This is a genomic window from Allobosea sp. 2RAB26, from assembly GCF_052115465.1.
In the GTDB taxonomy this organism is placed as follows: domain Bacteria; phylum Pseudomonadota; class Alphaproteobacteria; order Rhizobiales; family Beijerinckiaceae; genus Allobosea.
This window is the reverse complement of sequence record NZ_JBFRGS010000001.1, coordinates 336,687-353,720: the sequence shown is the minus strand read 5'-3', so window position 1 is coordinate 353,720 and position 17,034 is coordinate 336,687. Positions and strand designations below refer to the sequence as shown.

Sequence of the window (17,034 nt, the reverse complement as noted above, 5' to 3'; positions counted from 1 at the left end):
CAAGCCGGGGCGACCGTCATGCCTCGGAAATCATGCTGATGAATCGCTCCCTATCCAAATTCCGACCACTGGCGACTGCAATTGAGGCGCGGCCTTGCAGCAGACTTGGTTCGGCAAGCAAGGCAGCTACCGATAGCGCTCCGCCGGGCTCAGTCACCAAGCCGAACTCCGCATACAATGCGGATACTGCGGCGCGGGCGTGATTGTCTGCGACCACGGCCACTTTGGTTCCTGATCGCATATGAATGTCGAAGGGCAACGCGCCTGTCATCGGGGCAAGCAGAGCATCGCATATCGATGTCGCGTGGCCCTCTATGGCCACCCGACGTCCAGCAGAAAGGCTTCGCGCGAGCTCGTCAAAGCCGAATGGTTCGACCGCAAGCATGGTGGAACCGCTACCAGCGATCGCGAGCGCGCAGCCCGCCGATAGGCCTCCGCCCGATGCGGTAGCGATAAACAAGTCGGGAACCGCGCCGAGAACAGATGCCTGCTCCATGGCTTCTGTTGCAACGGTCGCGGCTCCAGCGATGATTCGCCGCCTGCGATCCCTTCGGGCTCGGCGCAGGCGGAACAAGCAAGACGGCCGCGGCAAGTCACCTGGAGAACACAATTGGCCTGGCCAAGTCTGTAACGGCCCTGAACCACGCCGAACGCCAGCGCGACCTGGAGCCCATCGAGGAAGTCGATCCCCTCGACATGCCGCCGCCGCGCTTCGGCTCTGGGACTTGGACCGCTGCGTCGCGCTCCTACGCCGTCATTTTATCGACGATCGGGCGGGCACGCACCTGCGTTGAATTCGCGCGCCGCGATCCGCTGGAAGGAATCGGCTTCGCGTGGCAGCGATCCTATGCGCTTTCCGCCCCAGCGGGCGATCGGTGGTTCGGGGATGCAGAGGACGGTCACGCCATTTTTTCCAGAATGTCGCGAAGACCGTTTATTCTCTGCCTTGGCAAACCCTGCGGGTTAAGACTGCTCATTGAATGCATAGATTGGGTGGCTCGAACCTCTGACGGGCTCATCCCGAACTCCTTTTTGAACGCTCGGGTGAAACCTGAGGGGTCTGCAAACCCCATTTCCTCGCCAATAGCTGCGATGGGGCGGAGATTGGTGCCCCTTGATAGCTCGGAATAACATTTCTTGAGACGCCGCCGCTGGATATAGTTCTTTACCCCGCCTTCGGCTTCCAACAGGCGATAAAGCTGGGAACGCGACACACCTGCTTCTCGGCACAGGAAGTCAGGACCAAAAGCGAGCCTATGGAGATTTTGATCGATTATTTTTCGAACGCCATCCTTACGCACAACTGCGATCGGGGTGGCCGCCTGGACAGCACTGTCTTTTGACGGAGCAATACAGGCAAGCACCATCCCCCGGACTGCGGATTGTAGAGCCGGCGCATTCGCTCCGGAACAAGCCGGTGCATTCCTCGCCAACAACACCAGGAAGTCCCCTAGTAGTTGGCCCATCGCTCCTGGAATCGCTCTTCCATCCATCCCGTCCAGGACGGCCGCGAGCTCCGGAAAGCTATCTCGTGGGAGATAAAGCTGAACCCGCTCATCATCGTCTCTGGCGCTCGTGAGCGTCCGCCCCAGCGAGGAAACGTAAGGTACTCCGGCAGGAACATCGATAGCACGATGACCGCCCACCTCTCCCGCTGTTCGCTTTCTGCCGACCGCGATGTTCCAATGGTCGATCGGATTTTGGCGAATAAGGCCAGCGCTTCTAATGGCTTGCAACCTGGGAGCTTGAACCCGGCTTAAGCCAAACCCGCCGAAGTTCCAGGTTTCACAGGTAGCCACAAATCCTGCTTCGGGCTCGTCAATGACCGCATTGAAAACAGTTCCGAACCATCCGCGCCAAGCGTCGAACTGCTTATTCGGAGAAAGCTCTTCCGTAGAGAATGATACATGGACAACATTCATCCAATTTCCGTCCATCATTAACAAATTATTCTAGGAAATAATTATCCGACCTTCCTATACCCTTACGTTAATCGTGTCAGTAAAGCAACGCTTTGATCGAGTTTATAGGACACTAACGCCTTGGGATAGAAGAGATTTTCAACAGACGACTCTCCAAGAAAGGATGCCGAATTGCGCACCACCGTAAAGTGAGTTCCCGGTCACCCGCAAACGCGACCGCGTGATCGTCGAGCGCGGCGGGCGGAAGATGATCGTCTGTGACAACGGCAGCAAGTTCACCAGCGATGCCAAACGATGCTGATCGTCACCCTGCATCAGGCTTCACGCGCACACGCTCCGCTACGAATCTTACTTGGGAACGATCCAGAACCGAGATCCGGTGCGGCTGCGCAGTTCAGCGAAGATGATCTCGCCACTGTCCAGGCGCGCAATGTCGACGTCACAGATGGGTACAGCGCTCAGGGTTCATGAATGTCCGGTGAAAACCCACAGTCGCACCCTACGGACTGCGCAAGGCCATCTTCGCGCGGCTGGCAGAAAGCCAGGCCATTGCCCACGAACTCATGCCCATTACAGGGCATCGGACGCTTGAGGAGGTGGAGCGATACACCCGCGCAGCACGTAAGCCGCAGATGGCGGATTCAGCGATGAAGAAGCTTCAGGCTGGCTCGACAATCGTCCCACCGAAAACGGAAGCGGGACAAGAGAAGGAAAAGAGCCTTATAAAACAGGCTCATTTGGCCGTATTGGCGCTCCCTAGGGGACTCGAACCCCTGTTTTCGCCGTGAGAGGGCGACGTCCTAGACCGCTAGACGAAGGGAGCAGCGCGGCACGGGCGGTGTTTAGTCGGGCTTCCGCGCCGCTGCAACTGTTTTCGTGCACAAACCGTGGGATAAATCGAATGAGGGCGAACGATGGACGCGCCCGCCCTCATGGCTCCATGTGTCAAAGCGGCCGATCAGGCGGCCTTTTGCGCCAGCGAAGGGTAGTCCGTATAGCCTGCGGCATCGCCGCCATAGAAGGTCGCGACATCCGGCGCATTCAGCGGTGCATCCTGCTGCAGCCGCTCGACCAGATCGGGATTGGCGATGAACAGCCGGCCAAAGGCGATGAGATCGGCCCGGTCCTCGGCCAGCGTCTCGATCGCAAGTTCGCGGGTGAAGCCGTTATTGGCGATATAGGCGCCCTTGAAGGCCTTGCGCAGCGCCAGATAATCGAACGGCAGATAGTCGCGGGCCTCGCGCGTCGCGCCTTCGACGACATGGATGAAGGCGATACCGGTTTCGTTGAGCCGCTCGACCAGATAGCCGAACAGCGCCTGCGGATCGCTGTCGCGAGCATCATTGGCCGGGCTCACCGGCGAGATGCGGATGCCGATGCGGCCTCTCGGAAATACCGTTGCGACGGCCTCGATCACCTCGAGAACGAGCCGCACGCGATTTTCCAACGAACCACCATAGGCGTCGCTGCGCCTGTTGGAGCCGTCGCGCAGGAACTGGTCGAGCAGATAGCCATGCGCACCATGAAGCTCGATGCCGTCGAAGCCGGCCGCCCTGGCGTTCTCCGCCGCCCGGACATAATCGGCGATGATGCCTGGGATCTCGTCGGCAGCGAGCTCGCGCGGCTCGGAGACCGCTGTAAAGCCGCTTTCGATATAGGTCTTGGTATTGGCCGGGATGGCGGAGGGCGCGACCGGCGCCTGCTGGCCGGGCTGCAGCGAGACATGGCTGACGCGCCCGACATGCCAGAGCTGCGTGATGATCTTGCCGCCGGCCGCATGGACCGCGTCGGTCACCTGCCTCCAGCCGGCGATCTGCTGGTCGTTATAGATGCCCGGCGTCCAGACATAACCCTGGCCCTGCTGCGAGATCTGCGTGCCTTCGGTGACGATAACCCCGGCGCTGGCGCGCTGGCGGTAGTACTCGACATTCAGGGCATTCGGGGCATCGCTGCCCCGCGTCGCGCGGTTGCGCGTCAGCGGCGCCATGACGATGCGGTTCCTGAGTTCGATCTCGCCGAGACGGAACGGAGTGAACAGGGAGGCAGCGTGATCACCGGACTGGCTCATCGGATGGTTCCTCTTAGCTCGCGGCCCTTGCCATGAAGCGATTGAAAACCGCATGGCATGACAAGTCACCTCGCCTTGCCATGCGTTGGACGCAAGAGGAGATAAGACTTGCGTGCGGAATTGGCAGGGCCGCAAATGCTGGCATGGGATGAAAGCAATGCAGCCACTCATTCCGGGCCGGGATCGACACAGGTATGGTCGCGCAGGGAACCGACGATAGAAAATCCTTCTCCCTGGCCGGCACCGGCTCTCGCTGGCTGAACGCTGTCGGGACCGCCTCCCGGCTTGGGATGCGCAGTGCGATCAGCCTCGTCTATCCGCCGTCCTGCGTTGCCTGCAAGGGAGCGACCGCTGAGGCCCAAGGCCTTTGCCCGGCATGCTGGAGCGGAATTGGCTTCATCGAGCGCCCGTATTGCGAGCGCCTCGGCACGCCCATCGCCATCGATCTCGGCGATGGCATCGTCTCGCCTGCGGCGATCGCCGAGCCGCCGGCCTTTGCCCGCGCCCGTGCCGTCTGCCGTTTCGACGGTACGGCGCGCGAGCTGGTTCACCGGCTGAAATATGGCGACCGCCTCGAGCTCGCGATCACGCTCGGCCGGATGATGACGCAGGCTGGCCGCGAAATCCTCGTCGAGGCGGATTGTGTCGTTCCAGTGCCGTTGCACCGCACACGCCTCTGGCGCCGCCGCTTCAACCAGGCCGCGGCACTTGCAAGGGTCGTCGCGCGCCAGAGCGGCGTCGCCTTCGCTCCAGAGGCACTGACGCGCGTCAAGCGGACGAAACAGCAGATCGGCCTGACGCGTCCCCAACGTATCGAGAACCTGCAGGGCGCCTTCAAGGTCCTGCCGGCGATGAGGGCCACGATCGCGGGCCGGCGCATCCTGCTGGTCGACGATGTCCTCACCACCGGCTCGACCGTCAATGCTGCCGCACGGGCCCTGCTGCGTGCCGGCGCCAGCCATGTCGATGTCCTCACCTTCGCGCGGGTGGTGACGGATGCCTGATGGCACACTACATGATGTGTCAGAACAGTATCGCCGGAACCGTCATGCCGCAGATCACGCTCTACACCACCAGCTGGTGCCCCTATTGCACCGCCGCCAAGTCGCTCCTGAAGAAGAAGGGCGCGGCCTTTGAAGAGATCGATGTCGACGGCAAGCCGGAGCTGCGCCGCGCCATGAGCGAGAGGGCCGGCGGCCGCAGCTCCGTGCCGCAGATTTTCATCGGCAACCGTCATGTCGGCGGCTCCGACGACCTGCATGCGCTCGATGCCCGCGGCGAACTCGACACGCTGCTCGCGGCATGAGGCCGCATCATGAGGAATGACAGAATTGCCGGGCGTCCGCGCCAGGTGGCGCGGCGACGGTCCGGGTGTATCGCGGCAGCCAGCCGCCTCATGAGTCAACGATGATCCGCTATTCCCTTCTTTGCGACAGCGCCCATGAGTTCGAAAGCTGGTTCGCGAGCTCCACCAGCTTCGAGGAGCAGTCGCGCCGCGGCCTCGTCTCCTGCCCGGTCTGCAACAGCAGCAAGGTCGAGCGCGCCATCATGTCGCCGAGCGTGACGCGGACAGATCGCGGACCGCGCGCCGAGGCGCCTGGTTCGGAGGCTCTCCCTGCCCCGGCAACGCCTGCACCAGCCCCCGTCGCCCTGATGGGCGAGAAGGAAATCGCCTTCCGCGAAATGCTGACGGCTCTGCATAAGCACGTCACCGAGACCGCCGAACATGTCGGTCCCCGCTTTGCCGAGGAAGCTCTCAAGATCCATCACGGCGAAGCCGATGACCGCGCCATCTATGGCGAAGCGACGCCCGACGATGCCCGCCTGCTGCACGAGGAAGGCGTCGAGTTCATGCCGCTGCCGCGGCTGCCGGGCGGTCGAAACTAGTTTTTCCCACCAGTCACCCGGCACGCCCGGGCTATCCACGCGCTTGTCGCCCATTAGTCCAAGACGGGATGCTCCCCCTGTGATGTGAGCATCCCGGAGGGCACCTGCAGGAAGCACCGCAGCGCGTGCCCATTCCAGCACCCCTTGTAATTTCATGATTGCGGGCATATACCCGCACTCATGTCCAGCCCCTGTATCTGCACGACCCTGCGTTCGGCCTCTCGCCGCATGGCTGCCTTCTACGACGAGGCCATTGCGCCGGTCGGCGTCAATATTGCGCAGTTCAGCCTGATGCGGACGATCGCGCGCTCCGCCCCCGTCACCTTGACCGAACTCGGGCGGTTGACCGAACTCGACCGCTCGACGATCGGCCGCAATGTCCGCGTGCTCGAGAAATTGAAACTCGTGGCGCTCGGCCGCGGCAGGGACCAGCGCGAGGCCACGGTCTCGCTCTCCGATGCGGGCCGAAAGGTCCTCGAAGATGGCGCTCCGCTCTGGGATGCAGCGCAGAAGGCGCTGCATGACCGGCTCGGTGCCGAGGCCATGCGGAACCTTCGCGCGGCGCTCGATTCACTTTGATCTCTCGCACCAATGCGGGCATATACCCGTAACTAGGAGACTTGCATGCCCACTGACGCTCTCGCTCCCGCGGCCCCGACCGGGCTTGCAGCGCTCTTCGCCCGGCGCGGCGTGCATTATGGCTGGGTCGTTGCCGCCGTGACCTTCCTCACCATGCTGGTGACGGCCGGCGCGGTCGGCGCGCCGGGCGTGCTGATCGGACCTCTTCAGAAGGAATTCGGCTGGGCAACCTCGGAGATTTCCTCCGCTCTGGCGATCCGCCTCGCCCTGTTCGGCCTGATGGGCCCGTTCGCCGCCGCGTTCATGAACCGCTTCGGCCTGCGGCCCGTCGTCGGCGTCGCCCTGACCTTCATCGCCGCCAGCGTGCTCGGCTCCTTCGTGATGACGCAGCTTTGGCACCTGATGCTGCTCTGGGGCATCGTCCTCGGTCTCGGCACCGGCATGACAGCGATGGTGCTCGGCGCCACCGTCGCGACGCGCTGGTTTGCGCAACGGCGCGGCCTGGTGGTGGGACTTTTGACGGCAAGCACCGCTACGGGGCAACTCGTCTTCCTGCCCTTGCTCGCGGAACTGACCGAGCGCGTCGGCTGGCGCTCCGCCATGGTCTTCGTACTGGCCATGATCGTGATCGCGGCCGTGGCCGTGCTCCTTTTGATGCGCAACCGGCCCGCCGATGTTGGCCTCGCCCCCTATGGCGAGACCAGGATCGAGCCAGCGCCTGTGGCTCCGACCAGCCTGCTGACCATGCTGGCCTCTCCGCTCGTTGCGCTCCGCGAAGCGGTGCGCACCCAGACGTTCTGGGTGCTGTTCGGAACCTTCTTCATCTGTGGCGCGAGCACCAACGGCCTGGTGCAAACCCATTTCATCGCGCTCTGCGGGGATTATGGCATGGCGGCGGTCACGGCGGCCGGCGTGCTCGCAGTGATCGGCATCTTCGATTTCGCCGGCACGGTGGGCTCAGGCTGGCTCTCGGATCGCTATGACAGCCGCTGGCTGCTGTTCTGGTATTACGGGCTGCGCGGCCTCTCGCTGCTCTACCTGCCCTTCAGCGACTTCTCGTTCTACGGCCTGTCGCTGTTTGCCGTGTTCTACGGCTTGGATTGGGTCGCAACCGTACCGCCGACCGTGAAGATCGCGGCGGACCGCTTCGGCGACAAGACCAACCTGGTCTTCGGCTGGATCTTCGCCGGGCACCAGCTCGGCGCAGCCTTCGCCGCCTATGGCGCCGGCTTCAGCCGGACCGTCTACGAGAGCTATCTCCCGGCCTTCTTCATCGCCGGAGCCTTGTGCCTGTTCGCGGCTGCCTTTGCCATCACGCTCCGCGGGACCAATGCCCCGCTGGCGAGCGCCAGGGCTACTGCCTGAGAGATCAGCGCCAGCAGCGCGATCCAACGCTCACAATTGCCGGCTGAGAAAGCCGGCTGCGGCCCGGCGCGGGTTGGCACCGCGGCGTGGAGCTTAGATCATCGGATCGGATATCGTATCCGGCCCGATGATCTCGGCTTCTGTGCGCGCTTCGGCGTTCCCGAAAACCGCGGCCCACATTTCGGGCAGGCTTCAGAGTGGCTCGATTGCGGGGACCTTGAAGACCTCGACCGTCGACTTGCCGCCCGCCAAGACCCTCTCCCATTCCACTTCGGCGCGGACGCGTGCAAGGCAGGGCTCCAGCTTCGCCTCGGCCAGCGCATGCGGCACGAAAACGAGCCCGTCATCATCGCCGATGACGAGATCGTTCGGCTGCACCGCGACACCGCCGAACACGATCGGGCCGTTGACGATGCCCCGTTCCATCGAGGAGGGGCCGCGTGGCATCACCCAGCGCGAGAACATGATGAAGTCGGGCCATTGCGAGACCGGCCCGACATCCCGCACCGCCCCGTCGACGACGACGCCGGCAATGCCCTTGAGGCGCGCGGCACCGCCGAGCAGATCGCCGATCATCGCCGCATCTCGCCGCCCGCCTGCCGCGACCACGACGACATCGCCGGGACCGGCAATCGCGATCGCATGATGCACCGGCCCGTAATCGGCCGGCTCGCACCAGGCCGTCACGGCCGAGCCGGTCAGCCGCGTGCCCGGCGCAAAAGGCCGGATCGGCCGGATGCGCGGATCGGCATGGCCGACACCGCCGAGTTGGTCGGCAATGACCGAGCTCGGGACCGCGCGCCAGGCGTCGATCAGGCCATCGGGAAGGCGGGAATTGCGCGGATTGTCGAGGCGGGTCGGCATGGTGATGGCCTTTTCTGGTAGCGGTTCAGAAACTCGGTTCACGCCCCGCCCTCCCCGGCGACCGGAGGAAGGCTTGGTGCTGGACCAGGCAGGAGGGGTTGAAGGCAGAGAACCCAGATCGTCGCTTTGCTCTGTCCGGGCGGGCATTCAATGAGCGCGAGCTCAGGCCGCCCGTCCCGAACGCCTGCCAAGATAGCGCTGAACAGCCCGCTCCAGCCGGCGCACGCCCTCGGCAAGAACCTCTGGCGAGGAGCGCGTGAAGTTGACCCGCATCGCGCTGTTGAGCGCCCCATCGGGATCGAACACGCTACTCGGCACGAAGGCGACCTTGTCCTCGAGCGCGCACTTGTAGAGTTCGTTGGTGTCGATCTCGCTGGACTTCGCCCGCAACCAGACGAACATGCCGCCAGGCGGGATATCCCACTCGAACCATTCGCCGAGATGGCGCGAAGCGGCGGCACAAAGAGCATCGCGCCGCTCGCGATAGGCTGCGACGATGCGCGGAATATGGGTGGCCTCAAAGCCGCTTTCGAGCAGTTCGAGCGCAACCGCCTGGGTGAACATGCTGCTGCTGATGTCGGTCGACTGCTTGGCGAGCGCCAATGTCGCGATCATCCCGGCTTCGGCCACGATCCAGCCGACGCGCAGGCCGGGCACGAGGCTTTTGGACAGCGTTCCCAGATAGATCACAGGGCCATCATAGGCCCCATCCGGATAGCGCGCGGCATGGGCGGCGAGAATGCTGGGCCCGGCCTCGCCATCGAGCTGCAGCGGCAGATAGGGATCGTCCTCGACCAGCCAGGTGCCGGCCTCGAGAACCTTGTCGAGCAAGGCCGCACGCTCGGCCTGGCTGACGAGCACCCCAGTCGGGTTGGAATAGTTCGGCACGGTATAGACGAACTTGGCCTGGCGCAGTGCCAGGTCGAAGCCGGGCCGTTGCAGGCACCAGTCCAGCCGCTCATAGCGCGGGTGGCGCGGTCGCCAGGCATCGAGCGCGCCGAGATAGGTCGGGAATTGATTGACGATCAGCTCGCCCGGATCGATCAGCGCCTTGCCGATCAGGTCGAGCCCCTGCATCGCCCCTGTCGTCAGCAGCACATTCTCCGGCCCGAACCGCCTTCCCGTGCTGGCCATGACGCGCTCGGCGATGGCCTGGCGCAACGCCGGCAACCCCTCGACCGAGCCGTATTCGAGCGCGACGGCGCCCCAGCGTTTCAGCGCCCGCTCGCTTGCGGCAGCGATCGCATCCACCGGGTAGAGCTCGGCCGCTGGCAGTCCGCCAGCAAGGCTGATGATATCCGCCCGCCCGCCGATCGCCATGAACTGCTGGGTGATGCTGTTGCCGGATTTGAACCACTGCGAGAGCGCAGGACGTGCTGCCGGCAGCTGGGCATTCGATATCGCCATGACGCTTGAACCACCTTTGTTTCAGCCGGGCACGATGTCCTTTGAGCGACTATAGCAGTCGTGAAGTGAGAGAATCCGTGCGATGTTCCGGCCTGCTGCGTTTCCTTTGCGGATAATCGCCATCAACCCGCAATTCTGGAGTGAAAATCACTCATGATCGAATTGGACCGGATCGACCGAAGGATCCTGGCCGCACTTCAGGATAACGGTCGGATTTCAACTCTCGAACTCGCCGAGAAAGTCGGCCTTTCGCCGACGCCATGCAGCCGCCGGATCAAGCGGCTCGAAGACGCCGGCGTCATCGAGGGGTACTCGGCGCAGATCAGTCCGACTGCGCTCGGTTTCGGCATCTGCGTGATGGTGAGCGTGAAACTGGCCAAGCAAAGCCCGGATGCGGCAAGCCAGTTCATGACCGCGATCCAGGGCCAGCCCGAGATCACGGAATGCCTGCTGGTCACCGGCAATGTCGACTATCTCTTGCGCGTCTGGGTCAGGGATATCGAGGCGCTCCGCACCTTCATCAGCGCTGCATTGCAGGCGATTCCCTGCGTCGCGGAGACCTCGACCATGGTGATCCTCGACACGCAGAAATCCAACCAGCTCCTGGATGTAGCCAGCCACGCACCAGGCAGGAAACCACGGTTCAGCCAGCCCAGGCATGCGCCCGGCAGCGTGTAGCGCCGACTCATCCGAATGTCGGAGACGACTTGCGCAGCCCTCTGGCGTTATCTTCGCCGCAGTGCAACATTGGGATTGCATTGGGTCCAGGGTGGAACGGCAAGGGAGCGGCGATGAACGCGATCGGCCCAATCGGCGACAAGCCGGCGCAGCGTGAGAAACCCTGGATTTTCCGCACGTATGCGGGCCATTCGGACGCGGCCGAGTCGAACAAGCTCTATCGCACCAATCTCGCCAAGGGACAGACCGGCCTGTCCGTCGCTTTCGATCTGCCGACCCAGACCGGCTACGATCCCGACCATGTGCTGTCGCGCGGCGAGGTCGGCAAGGTCGGTGTGCCGATCAGCCATCTCGGCGACATGCGGGCTCTGTTCGACCAGATCCCGCTGGCGCAGATGAACACCTCGATGACGATCAACGCGACCGCCGCCTGGCTGCTCTCGCTTTACGTCGCGGTTGCCGATGAGCAGGGCGCGCCGCGCGCGACGCTGCAAGGCACGACCCAGAACGATCTCGTCAAGGAATACCTGTCGCGCGGCACCTATGTGTTCCCCCCGCGCCCCTCGATGCAGCTGACCACCGATATCGTCGTGTTCACGGCCCGGGAGTTGCCGAAATGGAACCCGACGAACGTCTGCTCCTATCATTTGCAGGAAGCGGGCGCCTCGCCGGTGCAGGAACTCTCCTATGCGCTCGCGACCGCGATCGCGCTGCTCGACTCGATTCGGGCCCAGCCGGAGGTCAGCGAAGCGGAATTTCCGGGAATCGTCGGGCGCATTTCGTTCTTCGTCAACGCCGGCATGCGCTTCATCACCGAACTCTGCAAGATGCGGGCTTTCGTCGATCTCTGGGACGAGATCACGCTGAAGCGCTATGGCGTGCAGGAGGAGGCGATGCGCCGTTTCCGCTATGGCGTGCAGGTCAATTCTCTCGGCCTGACCGAGCCGCAGGCCGAGAACAATGTCTACCGCATCCTGATCGAGATGCTGGCAGTGACGCTCTCGAAGAAGGCACGCGCGCGGGCCGTTCAGCTTCCGGCCTGGAACGAGGCCCTGGGGCTGCCCCGCCCCTTCGACCAGCAATGGTCCCTGCGCATGCAACAGGTCCTGGCCTACGAGACCGACCTGCTCGAATTCGGCGACATCTTCGACGGTTCGGCCGCAATCGACGCCAAGGTCGAGGAGTTGAAGGCCGCTGCCCTCGACGAACTCGCGAAGATCGATGCCATGGGCGGCGCGCTGGCCGCAGTCGAGTCCGGCTACATGAAACAGGCGCTGGTCGAGAACGGCGCACGCCGTATCGAGGCGATCGAGCGCGGTGAGCAGATCGTCGTCGGCGTCAACAAGTTCACCACCAGCGAGCCCTCACCGCTCTCGGCCGGAGAGGGCAATGTCGTCACCGTGCCGGATTCCGTCGAGATGGAAGCCATCGGCCGGCTCAAGGCCTGGCGTTCGGCCCGCGACGACAAGGCAGCACAGGCTGCGCTTGCGGAGCTCTCGGCAGCCGCCAGGGAAGTCCGAAACGTCATGCCGGCCTCGATCGCCTGCGCCAAGGCCGGCGTCACCACCGGCGAATGGGCCCAGGCCCTGCGCGAGATCTTTGGCGAGTATCGCGCCCCGACCGGCGTCGACACCGGCAAGCGGGGCGACGATCCCGGCCTTGCGACCGTCAAGGCCGCCGTCGCGCGCGCGACCGCAAAGCTCGGACGCCCACCGCGCTTCCTCGTCGGCAAGCCTGGCCTCGACGGTCACTCCAACGGCGCCGAGCAGATCGCCGTCCGCGCCCGCGATGCCGGCATGGCGGTGAACTATGGCGGCATTCGCCAGACCCCTGAGGAGATCGTCACGCAGGCCCAGGAGACCAAGGCCGACATCATCGGCCTCTCGATCCTTTCCGGTTCGCATCTGCCATTGGTGCGCGATGTCACGGCCCGGCTGCGCGTCGCCGGCATGACGATCCCGGTCGTGGTCGGCGGCATCATCCCGCCCGATGACGAGAATGCCCTGCGCAACATGGGCGTGGCCGCGGTCTATACGCCGAAGGATTTCGCCTTGGACGGGATCATCGCGGATGTCGCCGGGCTCGCGGCGAAAACGCAGAAATAGGGCACTCGGCGCGCCATCGGCAAACCCGCCGGGGGTAGATGGGCGAGCCGGCGCACCGGCAGCGCAGCAGGTTACGTCACATGATCATCCCGGAGGGCCCGATAGGTCGTCTCAGACCAGCCCCGTGGTCTTCAGCTGCTGATACGCCTTGAGGATCTCCTGCAGCGTGCCTTCGCGCGAGCGGTCGCCGCCATTGGCGTCGGGGTGGAAGCGCTTCACCAGTTCCTTGTAGCGCGCCTTGATCGCGACGGAATCGGCCGTGTCGTCCAGCCCAAGCGCGTCGAGCGCCTTGCGCGCCACGGCGCCGACGCGGGGCTCCGGCTTTGCAGCCTGCTGCTCCCTGCGCGTGCCAAAGATGTTGAAACCGTCCTGCACCTCGGGCCCGGCATCGCCGGCAGCCGCCGCGCGTCCGCGCTGCGACATGCGTGCCGCCTTGGAATTGACGCCGAGTTTCCAGGTTGGCCGGTGGCCGATCTCTTCCTGCTTCTGATAGGCGGCGAGCGCCTCGTCATTCATGCCGGAGAAGTAGTTATAGGTCGCGTTATAGGCCTTCACATGTTCGAGGCAGAACTGGAAGAACTGGCCTTCCCGCCCCCTGCCCTTCGGCGCGCGGAACTCACCGGCGCGCTGGCACCCGGAATGGTCGCAGCGCACAGCCACAGTCTCGACCACCTCTTCCGCCTCGGAAGGGCCGATCCTGATCCGGTCGAAAAGGCGAGAATTGAAATTCATGGTCTCTCGGTTATGCGGGCGGAAAGCCAAACGGACAAGCTCTGCACGACAGGCGCTGTCAGGCGCCTGCGGCGGACACATTCGAAACGCTGCAGAGATCGGCCCCGATCGCGTCAGAATCCCAGCAATCCGGGTGGCCGTCAATGCGTCCTAGATAATGACGCGCTGCGCCAGTCTCAACGGCTGCATGCGGGATCACCGCCCGAAGCCAATATCGGCCTGGCCCCACGCGGCACGCGGTAGATCGGAGCCTCGCCCGAATCCGCCGCGACCTCGACCAAGCCGACGCCGACATGAGAGCCCGGAGAATCCGGCTCGAATGAGGCGGCGATGACATTCGCCCCCGATTGCGTCATCGGCACGAAGACTGCGGTCGCCGGAACGTCCAGCCGGCGCGGCCTGAGCTCGACCTTCACCGCCTGGTCCGGATTGATGTTCTCGCGATCGGCCTTCTTCACCGTCCCCTTCTGCTCGACGACGAAGGCCTCGACATCGAGCGAAGCCGGCCCGCCCAATGCGCAGACGGCGATGCCCTTCAGCTTCAGGGCTTCAACCGCAGGCTGGCCCGAGGCCAGCACGATATAGCCTTCCGGCCGCACCCGGCGCCCGGTGATCGTCACCTGGCGCGAGTCGCGGAAATCGACTTCCGTCGGCATGTCGGAAGCGGTGTCGGGATTGACCAGCGGGATCGCCATCTTGACGGTGGCAATGCGGTGGCCGACGACCAGCTCGCCTTCGTTCTTCGCCAGTTCGCCGCGCGCAGCCGCGACCGCCTGCAGCACCGCCTTGTCATTGGCGGCGACCGTATCGAGAACCGACCGGGAAATGACGTAATGCGTCGCGATGCGCCGCTCCAGGTTCTCGAGTTTGAGGCCGACGCCGCGCGTCTCGATCAGAAAGGAGACCGCGCCCGAAAGTCCGAACAGGTTGCGCGCGATGCCGGGCGCATTGCCGCCCATCGAGACGACCTTGTCGTCCTTGTTGTAGCCCGTCGTGAAATACCAGAAGGAGGAGAGCCCCTTCTCGGCCATTGCCTTGTCCATCGCAGGCTTGACCAGCTCGGACGCGAGCTTCGTCGTCTGCTGTGGCACGGCCGGATTGGTCGCGTAGAGGATCATAGCATCGGCGGCATTGAGCCCGCCGAACTTCTCGAGCCAGCGATTGGCGACTGAGAACTCATGCACGTCGACGATGACGTCGGGCGGCAGCTCGGCGAGCTTGGCATGCAGCGCCTTCGTCTCCGGCAAGGTCAGCAGCAGGTGATCACGGTTGAGATCAAAGCCGTTGGCACCGGTGCGCTTGTCGGCCGCTGCCCCGTCAGGGTTGGTGCGCGGCACGATCACCACCACCAGCTTGTCGAGCACGGCCTTGAGGTCGGTCGTGGCCAGATCATTGGCGAGTGCGAGCATCGCTTCACCACCGGCCGGCTCGTTGCCGTGCTGCTGGCCGACGAACCAGACGATGGGCCGCCCCAACGCCCTGAGCGCCGCCGCATCCTTGGCGCCTTCCTTGGAGAAGATCAGATAGGGCAGATCACGTCCCTGCTGCGACGTGCCAAGCGAGCCGAGCACGACCTGGGCCGGCGCCTTGGCGGCGAGATCGGCAACGAAGGCGTCGAGCTCGGCCTGCGTGGTCAGCCCGGGCGTGCCGCGTGTCAGCGACGGCGTCGCCAGCGGGATCGGCACGGATTTGTAGCGGGCAAGCACGGCCTCGCTCTGCTTGTAGTCGGCGACCTTGCCCTCCTCCTGCGCCAGAGCGGGAGCGGCTCCGAGCAGCGTCAACAGCCCAAGAGCGAACGCCGTTCTCGTCTTCATCCCAACCTCCAGCGAAATGCCGCATTCACCTGACACCAGGCGGCGACTATGAAACGGCGACGGAGACCGGACAAGCAATCCGCGATTGCTGACGGCCCAGCGGAACGAGGCGACAGATGACCAGCATGGCGGAACGCATCACCAGCAAGCTCGATTCGGCACTGGCGCCGGAGCATCTGCGTGTCATCGATGAATCGCATCAGCACCAGGGCCATGGTGGCTGGCGCGAGGGCGGCGAGACGCATTTTCGCGTCGAGCTCGTTTCCTCCGCCTTTGCCGGCAAGAGCCGGCTGGAGCGTCATCGCCTCGTCAACGCGGCGTTGGCCCAGGAACTGGCCGACCGGGTGCATGCGCTGGCGATTGTCGCCAAGGCACCGGGAGAGGCCTGAGCCGATCAGCTCTTGGCCGATCAGCTCTTGCCGGGCCGCTCCGGCATGAAGGCGTAGATCGCGCTCGGGACGAGCAGCAGCGCCGCAAAGCCCCAATGGAGATGGGCAAAGGTGGTCGCGGCGTCGAGTCCGGCCTGGCGCTGCTCGGCGATGAACCAGCCCGAGCCGGACTGGATCGCCGCTGCGCCTGCAATGAACAGGAAATTGATGCAGGTCATGCCACGCCCGATCAGGTGCTCGGGAAAGAACAGCCGTGCATGCGCCATCAACACCGCATAGGTGAACCCCGTCGCGCCGATGAGCGCGAACAGGCCGATGGCCAGCGCCGAATGCGCATCCCCCCAGAGTGCCAGGGCGATGAAACAGAACGCGGTCAGCACCGTCCCCCACAGGACCAGCGGCTTGCTGCGGCCGAGCCGCTGTTCGAGCCCACCATAGAGGAAGGCGCCCGCGATCATGGTCATCGCCATCGCCGTTGCGACATGGCCGCTGGCGATCGCATCGAAACCGTGCACGCCGCTCATGAAGGGCGCAATCCAGAGACCGCGGATCGTCGCGATGATCGCGTAGCCGGTGAGGGTGATCGGCGCGAGCAGCCAGAGCGGACGGAGCGCGAGAATGCTCCGCAGCCCCTTGAGCAGGCCTTCGTCACCGCCTGAGGCCGCCTTGGCCCTGGGCGGATCACGAACCAGCGCGGCGGCGACCACGGTCGCGGCCAGGAAGCAGGCGGCCACGACCAGCATCGACGGCCGCCAGCCGAAGCGGGCAGCCGCGACCGCCAGCGGGCCCGCGCCGACGAGATTGCCGATCGAGCCGAGGCCGATAAAGGCCGAGGTCAGGAAACCGAAGCGCTTGGGATCTTGCGTGCGTGCGAACAGGAACAGCGCAGACATGAAGATCGGCGAGCAGCCAAGCCCGAGCATCGCCATGCCGAGCGTGCCGGTGACAGCGTGGGTCGCCGTCGCGAAGAGGAAGGCGCCGGCCGAGCCGATTGCCATCGTCACGGCGACGGTCCGGCGCGGCCCCAGCCGGTCGAGCGCCCAGCCGACCGGGAACTGCGCCAGGGCGAAGGTTATGAACCAGGCCGCGCCCAGAAATCCCAGCTCGCGCGGCCCGATCCCCAGATCCGTCATCACCGGGCTGGCGATGACGCTCAGGAAGGATCGGTAGAAGATCGAGAGGATATAGGCCGGCAGCAGCGCCAGGAAGATCGTCACGTCAGAC

General features: G+C 64.4%; 16 protein-coding genes and 1 tRNA gene. 8 read left to right on the top strand and 9 right to left on the bottom strand.

Going from position 1 to position 17,034, the window contains the following annotated elements; genetic code table 11:
* Positions 1-16: 16 nt before the first annotated feature.
* From AB4118_RS01585 to AB4118_RS01570, 4 genes are all read right to left on the bottom strand, one after another.
* Positions 17-574, bottom strand: coding sequence for a pyridoxal-phosphate dependent enzyme (locus AB4118_RS01585; protein WP_441488070.1), 558 nt, complete (start codon positions 572-574; stop codon positions 17-19).
* A gap of 325 nt (positions 575-899) precedes the next feature.
* Positions 900-1,922, bottom strand: coding sequence for a helix-turn-helix domain-containing protein (locus tag AB4118_RS01580; RefSeq protein WP_441488069.1), 1,023 nt, complete (start codon positions 1,920-1,922; stop codon positions 900-902).
* 747 nt (positions 1,923-2,669) lie between these two features.
* Positions 2,670-2,745: transfer RNA gene (locus AB4118_RS01575), tRNA-Glu, on the bottom strand.
* A gap of 135 nt (positions 2,746-2,880) precedes the next feature.
* On the bottom strand, positions 2,881-3,990 hold the full coding sequence (locus AB4118_RS01570; RefSeq protein ID WP_441488068.1) for an alkene reductase: 1,110 nt from the start codon (positions 3,988-3,990) through the stop codon (positions 2,881-2,883).
* 290 nt (positions 3,991-4,280) lie between these two features.
* Here AB4118_RS01570 and AB4118_RS01565 point away from each other — a divergent pair, with 290 nt between their 5' ends.
* From AB4118_RS01565 to AB4118_RS01545, 5 genes are all read left to right on the top strand, one after another.
* Positions 4,281-4,994, top strand: a complete 714-nt coding sequence (locus AB4118_RS01565) for a ComF family protein (protein ID WP_441488341.1) — start codon at positions 4,281-4,283, stop codon at positions 4,992-4,994.
* Between the two features lie 44 nt (positions 4,995-5,038).
* Positions 5,039-5,296 carry a glutaredoxin 3 gene (gene grxC, locus AB4118_RS01560; protein WP_113512981.1) on the top strand — a complete coding sequence of 86 codons (258 nt, stop codon included), beginning with the start codon at positions 5,039-5,041 and terminating at the stop codon, positions 5,294-5,296.
* Positions 5,297-5,397: 101 nt separating this feature from the next.
* Complete coding sequence (locus tag AB4118_RS01555; protein ID WP_441488067.1) at positions 5,398-5,877, top strand: DUF1178 family protein; 480 nt, start codon at positions 5,398-5,400, stop codon at positions 5,875-5,877.
* 180 nt (positions 5,878-6,057) lie between these two features.
* A complete protein-coding gene (locus tag AB4118_RS01550) occupies positions 6,058-6,456 on the top strand; it encodes a MarR family winged helix-turn-helix transcriptional regulator (protein ID WP_441488066.1) in 399 nt (132 codons plus the stop codon).
* 45 nt (positions 6,457-6,501) lie between these two features.
* A complete protein-coding gene (locus AB4118_RS01545; RefSeq protein ID WP_441488065.1) occupies positions 6,502-7,821 on the top strand; it encodes an MFS transporter in 1,320 nt (439 codons plus the stop codon).
* 192 nt (positions 7,822-8,013) lie between these two features.
* On the opposite strand, the gene AB4118_RS01540 is transcribed toward AB4118_RS01545, so the two are convergent.
* Together AB4118_RS01540 and AB4118_RS01535 are read right to left on the bottom strand one after the other, a co-directional pair.
* Entirely contained in the window at positions 8,014-8,727 is a 714-nt protein-coding gene (locus tag AB4118_RS01540; RefSeq protein ID WP_441488064.1) for an RraA family protein, read from the bottom strand.
* A 120-nt stretch (positions 8,728-8,847) separates the two neighbouring features.
* Positions 8,848-10,092 carry an aminotransferase-like domain-containing protein gene (locus AB4118_RS01535; protein ID WP_441488063.1) on the bottom strand — a complete coding sequence of 415 codons (1,245 nt, stop codon included), beginning with the start codon at positions 10,090-10,092 and terminating at the stop codon, positions 8,848-8,850.
* Positions 10,093-10,245: 153 nt separating this feature from the next.
* On the opposite strand from AB4118_RS01535, the gene AB4118_RS01530 reads away from it, so the two are divergent.
* Both AB4118_RS01530 and AB4118_RS01525 read left to right on the top strand, forming a co-directional pair.
* Positions 10,246-10,770, top strand: coding sequence for an Lrp/AsnC family transcriptional regulator (locus AB4118_RS01530; RefSeq protein WP_441488062.1), 525 nt, complete (start codon positions 10,246-10,248; stop codon positions 10,768-10,770).
* 113 nt (positions 10,771-10,883) lie between these two features.
* The gene (locus AB4118_RS01525; RefSeq protein WP_441488061.1) at positions 10,884-12,875 is read left to right on the top strand and encodes a methylmalonyl-CoA mutase family protein; all 1,992 of its coding nucleotides are present in this window, start codon (positions 10,884-10,886) and stop codon (positions 12,873-12,875) included.
* A gap of 111 nt (positions 12,876-12,986) precedes the next feature.
* On the opposite strand, the gene AB4118_RS01520 is transcribed toward AB4118_RS01525, so the two are convergent.
* Entirely contained in the window at positions 12,987-13,607 is a 621-nt protein-coding gene (locus tag AB4118_RS01520; RefSeq protein ID WP_113512968.1) for a DnaJ domain-containing protein, read from the bottom strand.
* A 176-nt stretch (positions 13,608-13,783) separates the two neighbouring features.
* The gene (locus tag AB4118_RS01515) at positions 13,784-15,421 is read right to left on the bottom strand and encodes a M14 family metallopeptidase (RefSeq protein WP_441488060.1); all 1,638 of its coding nucleotides are present in this window, start codon (positions 15,419-15,421) and stop codon (positions 13,784-13,786) included.
* 116 nt (positions 15,422-15,537) lie between these two features.
* Between AB4118_RS01515 and AB4118_RS01510 the strand changes: the two genes are divergently transcribed.
* Positions 15,538-15,810, top strand: a complete 273-nt coding sequence (locus AB4118_RS01510; protein WP_441488059.1) for a BolA family protein — start codon at positions 15,538-15,540, stop codon at positions 15,808-15,810.
* 20 nt (positions 15,811-15,830) lie between these two features.
* Here AB4118_RS01510 and AB4118_RS01505 read toward each other — a convergent pair whose 3' ends face one another.
* A complete protein-coding gene (locus AB4118_RS01505) occupies positions 15,831-17,027 on the bottom strand; it encodes an MFS transporter (RefSeq protein ID WP_441488058.1) in 1,197 nt (398 codons plus the stop codon).
* Positions 17,028-17,034: the final 7 nt, after the last annotated feature.

What these genes read in the sequence shown, in the direction of transcription:
- AB4118_RS01520 (WP_113512968.1), bottom strand. Translation starts at nt 13,607, where the DNA reads ATGAATTTCAATTCTCGCCTTTTCGACCGGATCAGGATCGGCCCTTCC.
- AB4118_RS01545 (WP_441488065.1), top strand. Translation starts at nt 6,502, where the DNA reads ATGCCCACTGACGCTCTCGCTCCCGCGGCCCCGACCGGGCTTGCAGCG.
- AB4118_RS01510 (WP_441488059.1), top strand. Translation starts at nt 15,538, where the DNA reads ATGACCAGCATGGCGGAACGCATCACCAGCAAGCTCGATTCGGCACTG.
- AB4118_RS01530 (WP_441488062.1), top strand. Translation starts at nt 10,246, where the DNA reads ATGATCGAATTGGACCGGATCGACCGAAGGATCCTGGCCGCACTTCAG.
- AB4118_RS01580 (WP_441488069.1), bottom strand. Translation starts at nt 1,922, where the DNA reads ATGAATGTTGTCCATGTATCATTCTCTACGGAAGAGCTTTCTCCGAAT.
- AB4118_RS01525 (WP_441488061.1), top strand. Translation starts at nt 10,884, where the DNA reads ATGAACGCGATCGGCCCAATCGGCGACAAGCCGGCGCAGCGTGAGAAA.
- AB4118_RS01535 (WP_441488063.1), bottom strand. Translation starts at nt 10,092, where the DNA reads ATGGCGATATCGAATGCCCAGCTGCCGGCAGCACGTCCTGCGCTCTCG.
- AB4118_RS01550 (WP_441488066.1), top strand. Translation starts at nt 6,058, where the DNA reads ATGTCCAGCCCCTGTATCTGCACGACCCTGCGTTCGGCCTCTCGCCGC.
- grxC (WP_113512981.1), top strand. Translation starts at nt 5,039, where the DNA reads ATGCCGCAGATCACGCTCTACACCACCAGCTGGTGCCCCTATTGCACC.
- AB4118_RS01515 (WP_441488060.1), bottom strand. Translation starts at nt 15,421, where the DNA reads ATGAAGACGAGAACGGCGTTCGCTCTTGGGCTGTTGACGCTGCTCGGA.
- AB4118_RS01555 (WP_441488067.1), top strand. Translation starts at nt 5,398, where the DNA reads ATGATCCGCTATTCCCTTCTTTGCGACAGCGCCCATGAGTTCGAAAGC.
- AB4118_RS01570 (WP_441488068.1), bottom strand. Translation starts at nt 3,990, where the DNA reads ATGAGCCAGTCCGGTGATCACGCTGCCTCCCTGTTCACTCCGTTCCGT.
- AB4118_RS01565 (WP_441488341.1), top strand. Translation starts at nt 4,281, where the DNA reads ATGCGCAGTGCGATCAGCCTCGTCTATCCGCCGTCCTGCGTTGCCTGC.